The organism is Mesorhizobium sp. M0808, assembly GCF_040320025.1.
Classification (GTDB): domain Bacteria; phylum Pseudomonadota; class Alphaproteobacteria; order Rhizobiales; family Rhizobiaceae; genus Mesorhizobium.
This window is the reverse complement of sequence record NZ_JAMYOX010000109.1, coordinates 1-1,441: the sequence shown is the minus strand read 5'-3', so window position 1 is coordinate 1,441 and position 1,441 is coordinate 1. Positions and strand designations below refer to the sequence as shown.

Annotated in this window: 1 protein-coding gene; it reads right to left on the bottom strand. The window is 56.8% G+C overall.

The features are described 5' to 3' along the window. Positions 1–518: 518 nt before the first annotated feature. Positions 519–950 (bottom strand): ATP-dependent DNA ligase, encoded by a 432-nt coding sequence (locus tag NKI25_RS36160; protein WP_352643615.1) that lies wholly within the window; start codon positions 948–950, stop codon positions 519–521. Positions 951–1,441 lie beyond the last annotated feature (491 nt).

The window sequence follows — 1,441 nt, the reverse complement described above, 5'->3', positions numbered from 1 at the left end:
TGCCGTCACAAAAGCTTTTTCTTACAGGTGGCGGTGCATTGTCGACCGACAGTAAGCCTCGCATCTTTGTGGTCAACCGGATCGAGATGAACGGCAATGGCTCGATTTATCTTGCTGGCGCAAGTGCCTTATTGACAACGAATTCTGCAACGCGACTGATGAATTGAACTTGGCTTTAGCCAGCGCAGTGTTGTGAGACAGACTGCATTTGAGGTTCGCTTGCTTCCGTGTTGGACTGAGAGCCGATATCGAAGGCAACGCTTGGCCTCGTCGTGACAACGAATTTAATCAATCAGCGGATTGTATCGGTTACTTGATTGACCCGCAGCGAAGCGGCTCGTCATTATTTTCCGGGACGCTCCGGATCGTCGCCGAAGCCAAGCAGCGAGGCATGGCGTATATACTTATGTTCGCCACGAAGGTGCTTGATCGCAGCTTCACGCCTGGCCCAACCCACTGCGTCGCCGGTCGCTTCTTGATGCCGCCCGGAGCGGGCCGGCATGTTCCTTGACCCGCTTTCACAGCCGTTCCTTCATGTCGCGGCCCAGACTGATGAACGCCGAACCGACATACTTCCCGGTGCCTGGCTCGGCCAGTAAGGCGAATGCCGCCTTGCCCGGCTCACGCTCGACGCCCAGCAGTTCGTATTCCTGGACCGTGAAGCTCTTCGTCTTCAGCCAATTCGATGTCGGGCCACTTCGATACGGGCTGTCGGCGCGCTTGGAGACAATCCCTTCTAGCCCCGCATTGTCGGCGAGATAGAAGATGGCTTTGGGGTCGCCAGGTATCGCCTCGCTGAACTGGATCCTGCTGTTCGACTTAATGATGCCGAAAAGAAGCTCCCGGCGCGCCTTGCATCCGATGTCGCGCAGATCGTGGCCGTCGAGATGCATGATATCGAAGGCGCCGAGGATCGTGGCGTACGGATCGCTGTGGACGGCTTTCTGCAGTGCGTCGAAATCGGGCAGGCCATTCGCGCCGGTGACGACCGCCTCGCCCTCGAAGATCGCGTTCTACGTCGAGAATCCGGGCCGCCTCGATGATGCCTGCGTATTTCCTGGTCCAGTCCGCTCCGCTGCTGCTGAATGCGCGAATATCGTCAGGGCTCTTTATGATGATCTGGGTTCGGTAGCCGTCGAGCTTGATCTCGTGAATCCAGTGTTCGCCCTCGGGCGGCTTTGCGACCAGCTTGGGCTCCATAGGCGGTATGAACTCGAGGCGGCCGGCGCCGGTACTTACAATTTTACGCACCCAGTCAATACTCGGTACAAAGCTTATATTAGCTAGAGTGAACAGAACGTGATTCGGAACGGCTACAGTAAGGCGCGTGTGCCCAGCACAGCGCTTGGCCTGGCTCACGTTGTGCCGACCCGCAATTTATCTCACCACGATCTTCTTTAATGATCTTTCCTCTCAATCGAACCCAAAGAAGCGCCGAGTG